Genomic DNA, 6,610 nt, shown 5'->3' on the forward strand with positions numbered 1-6,610 from the left:
GGGGTGGCCGCGGTCATGAGACGGGTGGGGCGAGAAGCTCGCGCCACCGTTCGCGCAGGGTGTCGCGGAGTAAATCATGGAAGAGCCGATAAACGGTAGTGTCGTCTTCGCTATCGGTGATTAGGTAGCCGCCGAGCCGTGAGGCGAGCAGCCGCGCGATGTCACCATCGCCGTAGTAGCCGCCGTCATCGTCTACAGCGTGGGCGACCAGCGGCCATATCTTGCGCCATGGAAGGCCTGCACCTTTGGCGAACGCAACCGCGCGGAGCAGGACCACCGCTCGGTGGCGTTCCTCCGGGTCCCGCAGGCTCGTGTGTAGGTCCTTTCGAAAGACGGAGACGCCGACCAAGCCGCCATCTAGGGCGGCAAGCCAGCCGGAATCGTTGGCAGCGATAACTCTGTCGCTGCCTGCCAGGGAACTGGCGGCGATACGGGCGATGAGGAACGAGCGGCCGGCTCCGGTCCCGAGAGCCTCGGCCACCGACGCAATCAGTGGCGTAGGTGCGGTGGCATACGGAGAGCCAGAGGTGTGGCGGAGGACGCTGTGGACGTAGTGGATGACATCATGCTGGTCCCACCAGGGTTTTTCGTCAACGGCGATGCGGCGCGCGTGCAGGGCAGCCTCTGCGGTGTCGGCCAGATCGGCCGTATCGGGTGGTGCGGCAGCGCGGTCGGTGCGGTCGCTAGCGGCACGAGACCGGATTCCGACCAACAGACGTAGGCAGGGCGCGGTGTTGGAGAGTTCGAGCCGGGCGAGGACGTCGCGTACCAGCGTGTGCGGGTCGGTCGCCTCATCGAGGGCATCAATCACAATGGTGACATTCCGCGACTGCCTTTCCAGCCATTCATGCCAAGCGTGCAACCGTTCCTCGACGGTTGGTTCGGGGTGGCTGGAGGCCGGGGCGGGTACTTCGAGCGCGTGACAGATCTGGGCTAGCACCTGTGTGTGCAGCTTGCCCGTAGCCAGCACCGCCACGTCGACCGCGCCTTGCCGTGGGCGTAGGTCAGCGGGTATGGCTGCGACTTCTGCATGGTGGCGGGCGCAGAACATGGGGTCGCTGAGCGTGACCAGACGGGCCAGGACCGCCGACTTTCCACTGCCGGCGCCGCCGGTTATAACGGTCGCTCCGGGGGCGCCGTTGGTCGCGGTAGCGATTAGCTGCTTCATTAGTCCGGCGCGGCCGGTGAATAGCCACCCTTGGTGCTCCTCCAAGGCCACTCCACGCGACCGTGGTCCCCAATGCGTTTGCAGATCCTGCAAGGGTAGTGCCAGATCATGGCGAGCGGCCGATACGTTGACGGCCGGATCGCGCCGGTGGTGGGGGTTGGGTAGGCAGACGTGGGGCCCGTTCTGCTTGCTGCCCTGCAACGCCGTCAGAGTCTGGAGCGCTCCAAGCTCATCAAGCTTCTCCTGAACGCCTTCACGGAAGTCCTGCACATTCAGGTACTCGTTGAGGCCGTACTGCTGGCCCACGTCGGCTCGAAGTTCGGCGAGAAACGCCGTCAGGGCAGCAGCGAAAGCCCCAACCTTAGCTTCCTCATTCTTCGTGGCCACATACAGCACTAGCCAGGCGCTGGGCAAATCACGGCTGAGGCGAAGAATCTCCTCCGACGCCTTGCCGGCATAGCATGCATCTACAACCACCACCAGATGCCGTATGCGAGTATCGGTGAGCCAGCCAATGATCTCAGCGGATCGAAGGGCCGTCGCCCTCAACCTCGATCGCTCGGTCCTTTGGAGAATCAAGTAATGTGTTTCGTCCTCATCCTTAAACCCATGCCCGGTAATGAACACAAACGCGGCGTCTGCGTCGCCCCACCTCGCTGACGGCGCAGGGTTCCTCAGCGCGTTACGGATCTCGTCCTCTGTGGGGTTGTCGGCCAGCTCCTTGTACCGCGGCTGGAACCCGCGGCTTCCCAACTCATTCGCACACAACCACCGCTGAACCGCTTCAACCTCGGCATGAACCGCTAACTCGTCCCACGTCGGGTCGTCGTACTTGCTTGTTGCGATCGCGACAAAGTGCCGGCGCAGCACCTCATCATCTAGCGTGCTCACGCGGCAACCAGGTGCGGTAGGGCGCTGATGAGCACCTCTCCGGTCGCCCGACGGTTGAGATACCGCTCTATCGCATGGGCGTCGCCGCTGTTGTCGACAACCAGCTCGTCACGTTCGTCAATCTGCGGCCACCAGCGGCGCAGCTCCCCCGCGCACGCCACCGGATCGCGCACATCCCGCACGTTGACCCAACGGGGTACCGCCAACTGTTCGACCTGCAGCCGCTCCCGAACCATCCGCAGACCCAAGGGCGACCCGAGAGTCACCAGCAACTGCACCCCTTGACCAGGGTGCTGCCGAACGTACTCATACGCGACCACCGATCCCAACGAATGTCCGATCAGCACTCGACAAGAGGTGCCGACGGTGTCGGCGACGCGGGCGTCGACCTGTGTCTTAAGGTCGCCGTCTGTGAGGTAGTGGCGCACCTGACGCAGCACTCCAAGGTACAGGACCCCAGCAGCAGCACCGCATCGCCGGTCAACGGCTCTGAGCAGCGCCTGTGCCCAGCGCGGCGTGCGGGTGTAGGCCTTTCCAACCTCCGCCTCCGCAACGGCCAGGTCCCCGGCACTCACCACATCCGCGAGTGCCTCGCTCACCTCACTCAACTCCTTCTCATCCATGAGATCGAGCAGCGATGTTGCGTCACCCGACTTTGTGGACGGGCCACCACGGTCGGGAAGGAAGAGATCCCCGTAGAACGCCAAGTCCAACATCGGTTGCGCAACTCGACACCCGGCCGCCCGCTCTAGCCCATCCGCAAGAGCTGGTCCCCAGGCGGCAAGCAGTTGGTGGCGGCCACGCTGATGCTGACCTATCCCATGCACCCCAACCATTTCACGCACGGCAGTCCTCTCTTCCTCAGTCCGGTCGGCGCGCCTGCCGGCCGCGTGTATCGGCTTCCGGCTCGTTAACGGACAATTCCACGCAGGCCGTTCCGGAGCCCACGAGCAACACGCGTAGGCCATCTGGCCCCATGACCACGTCAATTCCGCGTACAGCACCGTTCACCGGCAACGGATGCGACGGCGGTCTGCCAGTCTCGAGGTCCCACAGGCGAACTGCCTCCCCGCCCCCGGTAACCGCCACCGTCCGCCCGTCCGGCAGCACCGCCGTGGCTACCGCCCACACAGTTCCCTTGCCCGCACTCAGCGGCTGCCCCACCTGCGTCCCGGCCGCCAGGTCCCACACCCGGACCGTCTCTTCTGCTTTACCCGTCATGTAGGGATCGAGTGCGTTTCCGGTAACGGCCACCACCCGCCCGTCGGGCAGCACCGCAGTGGCCACCGCCATTACAGCCCAATGCCATGGGTCATGATCGATCAGCGGCTCACCCACCGGCGTCCCAGCGGCCAAATCCCACACCCGCACTGATCCGTCATGGAATCCGGCACCTGTAACGGCCACCACCCGCCCGTCCGGCAGCGCGGTCGTTGCCGCTGCTGTCACGACGCCGTTGTGGCCGACCAGGTTCTCACCGACCGGAGCGCCGGTGACCAGGTCCCACACCCGCACCCAAGCCTCACCGTAATTGGTAACGGCCACCACTCGCCCGTCCGCCAGCACCGCCGTGGCCACCGCCCGCACCGGATAGCGGGCGGCCATCGGCAATCCCACCGGCCTCCTCGCGGCCAGATCCCACACCCGGACCGTTCCATCAACGCCTCCGCTAACGGCCACCGGCCGCCCATCGGGGAGTACCGCCGTGGCCACCGCCTCCACAGTGCCCTTATGCCCACTCAGCGGCTCACCCACTGGCATCCCGTCGGCGAGATTCCACATCCGCACCTTGCCGTCGTCGCCGCCGGTCACCACTATCGTCCGGCCGTCTGCCAACACCACGCTGGCCACCGCCCACACAAAGGCGGGGGTGTCCCTCGGCGGCTCACCCACCGTCGTCTCAGCAGCTAGATCCCACACCCCTACCGTGCCATCCTCGCCACCGGTCACCGCGACCGACCGCCCGTCCGGCAGCACCGCCGTGGCCACCGCCTTCACCGCATCAATGTGACCGTTCAGCGGTAGCCCCACAGCCGTCCCGGCGGCCAAATCCCACACGCGCACCTTGCCGTCGCGGCCTCCGGTGACCGCCACCGGCCGCCCATCCGGAAGTACTGCCGTGGCCACCCCCTCCACGGCACCTTGGTGACCGCGCTGAGACTCACCCACCGGTGTCCCGGCGGCTACGTCCCACAGCCGCACCTTGCCACCGAAGCCCCCGGCCACCGTCACCGTCCGCCCGTCTGGCAAAACGGCACAGGCCAGCTCTGTCACCCAGTCGTCCAGGTCCGTCAGAGGATCACCCACCGGCGTCCCGGCACCCACGTCCCATACCCGCACCACGCCCCTCCCGCCGCCGCCGTCGACCGTCACCGTTCTGCCATCGGACAGCACCGCGGTCGCAAGTGCCCAGATATTGGCGGGACTGGTCGGGGGGTGTCCCGCTGGGGTGCCGGCGGGCAGATCCCATACCCGCATCATCGAGGCGCCGCCGCCAGTGACGGCCACCACCCGCCCGTCCGGCAGCACCGCGGTGGCCACCGCCGTCACCCAGTCGCCGTGGTTCATGGGCTCCCCCACCAGAGTCCGGGAGGCAAGATCCCACACCCGGACCATCCCGTCTCGGCCTCCACTCACTGCCACGACCCGGCCGTCGGGAAGCACCGCAGTGGCCATTGCCCGCACCGAATCGTGGCCGGTCAGCGGTGGCCCCACCGGCGTGCCGGCGGCGAGATCCCACACCCGCACGGCGCCATCGTCGCCGCCGGTAACCGCCACTGACCGCCCGTCCGGCAGCACAGCCGTGGCCACCGCCCACACGGGCCCCTCGCCGTGGCGAGCCATGATCTCCCCGTTGTTGCCCGGCCAGTGCACCCATCGCGGTTGCCACGTGGACTCCGGGTGTGCCACCCGGTCCGGCATCCCCCCATCCACGGCGACTTGGAATCGCAGTGCGTCGGCGTTGGCCGACGGATCATCCCACCGCCAGGTGTAGGCCACCTTGGACCAGCTAACGAGTAGGTCACCTTGCGCCTTGCGCAGGCCAATCACCGTTCGCAGCCTCAGCGCGTCGACGTAGGGCAGGAACTCTCCGGACAACACCCTGCCGTCCAGAACTGCGCCGGCTGCGGCGTGCTCCACGATATGACGGCGCACATACGGGGGCGGGGAGAGCAGTACCCCCGCTCGTCGGAGCCGTGCCAGACCAAGGAGTTGTTCAGTAATACGGGCCTCGACCGCCTGCAGCTCTTCTGCAGCCGCAAGCCGGTCACCAGGCCGACACCCGTCGTCGTCGCCTTGATTAGCAGCCGCCATGTTTCCTGCCCAAGTCGAGACGCTGGTCTACGTTCGACCTTGCACCGAATGAGTACCCATAGCAACCCTCCGTTGACACTCGGACTGTAAGACGAACGGTGGAACGCCTGATCAAAGAGGAGCAACTGATGTCCGATGGATCGATGGCCGCCGTGAATGCTGCCGCTGGCGAAGAATGCGCCGGGACAGCCGGCGGGGGGTGTCGACGCGGAGCTGGTCGCTCAGCTGGTGGAGCAAGCCCGGGCGGCCGGGTTGCAGCTGACCGGCGATGGCGGGCTGCTGCAGCAGCTCACGAAACGGGTCCTGGAATCAGCGCTCGAGGGTGAGATCACCGACCACCTGGGCTATGACAAGGGCGATCCGGCGGGCAAGAACAGCGGGAACTCCCGCAACGGTGTGCGGGCCAAGACGGTGCTTACCGACGTCGGCTCGGTCGAGATCGACGTGCCCCGCGACCACGACGGGTCGTTCGCACCGCAGATCGTCCGCAAGCGTCAGCGCCGGTTGTCGGGTGTGTACAAATAACGGCTGATCGACCGATCAAGGGAGAGACGCCACATGACGACCGAGATCACCTCGGGGCAGGAGCCGGCCGCCAGGCCGGCGGATGCGGTCACGGATGAGCAGTTGATCGCGATGCTGGTCGATCGGGCTCGTGGTGACGGGCTAAAACTGACCGGGGAGGTGGGCTGCTGCAGCAGCTCACGAAGCGGGTCCTGGAGTCGGCTTTGGACGGTGAGATCACCGACCACGTCGGCTACGACAAGGACGACCCTGCCGGTCGGGGTAGCGGGAACACCCGTAACGGCAGCCGGACCAAGACGGTCCTCACCGACGTCGGACCGGTCGAGGTGCGGGTTCCTCGCGACGCGGCGGGCACGTTCGAGCCGCAGATCGTGCGCAAACGGCAGCGGCGCCTGACCGGGGTCGACGACATGGTCCTGTCGCTGTCGGCCAAGGGCCTCACCCACGGGGAGATCGCTGCACACCTGGCCGAGGTGTACGGGGCTGAGGTGTCCAAGCAGACCATCTCCACGATCACCGACAAGGTGATGGAGGGGATGGCCGAGTGGCAGAACCGGCCCCTCGACCCGGTGTATCCGGTCGTGTTCATCGATGCCATCGTGCGCCGCGAGGCGCTGTTGAACCGAGTGGAGGTGGAAGACCTTCACCTCGTGGCCGTCGCAGCGGCTGCGTGAAGCTGGGGGCAGCCTGATCCGGGGGACGCCGGGGAGG

The 6,610-nt window shown here is 66.6% G+C and carries 3 protein-coding genes and 2 pseudogenes; 2 read left to right on the forward strand and 3 right to left on the reverse strand.

What is annotated here, in order from left to right:
• Positions 1-13: 13 nt before the first annotated feature.
• The 3 genes from DLJ47_RS28815 to DLJ47_RS28825 form a co-directional block, all read right to left on the reverse strand.
• A complete protein-coding gene (locus DLJ47_RS28815; RefSeq protein WP_109904637.1) occupies positions 14-2,059 on the reverse strand; it encodes an AAA family ATPase in 2,046 nt (681 codons plus the stop codon).
• Positions 2,056-2,775: a hypothetical protein gene (locus DLJ47_RS28820; RefSeq protein WP_109904639.1), complete on the reverse strand. Its 720-nt coding sequence runs from the start codon at positions 2,773-2,775 to the stop codon at positions 2,056-2,058. The genes DLJ47_RS28815 and DLJ47_RS28820 overlap by 4 nt, the downstream gene beginning before the upstream one ends.
• 145 nt (positions 2,776-2,920) lie before the next feature.
• Entirely contained in the window at positions 2,921-5,200 is a 2,280-nt protein-coding gene (locus DLJ47_RS28825) for a WD40 repeat domain-containing protein (RefSeq protein ID WP_158289906.1), read from the reverse strand.
• Positions 5,201-5,530: 330 nt separating this feature from the next.
• On the opposite strand from DLJ47_RS28825, the pseudogene DLJ47_RS28830 reads away from it, so the two are divergent.
• Both DLJ47_RS28830 and DLJ47_RS28835 read left to right on the forward strand, forming a co-directional pair.
• Positions 5,531-5,890 (forward strand): annotated as a pseudogene (locus DLJ47_RS28830) (transposase); the annotation flags it as partial.
• A gap of 120 nt (positions 5,891-6,010) precedes the next feature.
• Positions 6,011-6,501, forward strand: a pseudogene (locus DLJ47_RS28835) (transposase); the annotation flags it as partial.
• Positions 6,502-6,610 lie beyond the last annotated feature (109 nt).

It is taken from the genome of Micromonospora sp. S4605 (assembly GCF_003176715.1).
Taxonomy (GTDB): domain Bacteria; phylum Actinomycetota; class Actinomycetes; order Mycobacteriales; family Micromonosporaceae; genus Micromonospora; species Micromonospora echinaurantiaca.

Bases quoted from the DNA above. Each gene is read 5' to 3' on its own strand.
- DLJ47_RS28820 (WP_109904639.1), bottom strand. From the start codon at position 2,775: ATGTTGGACTTGGCGTTCTACGGGGATCTCTTCCTTCCCGACCGTGGT.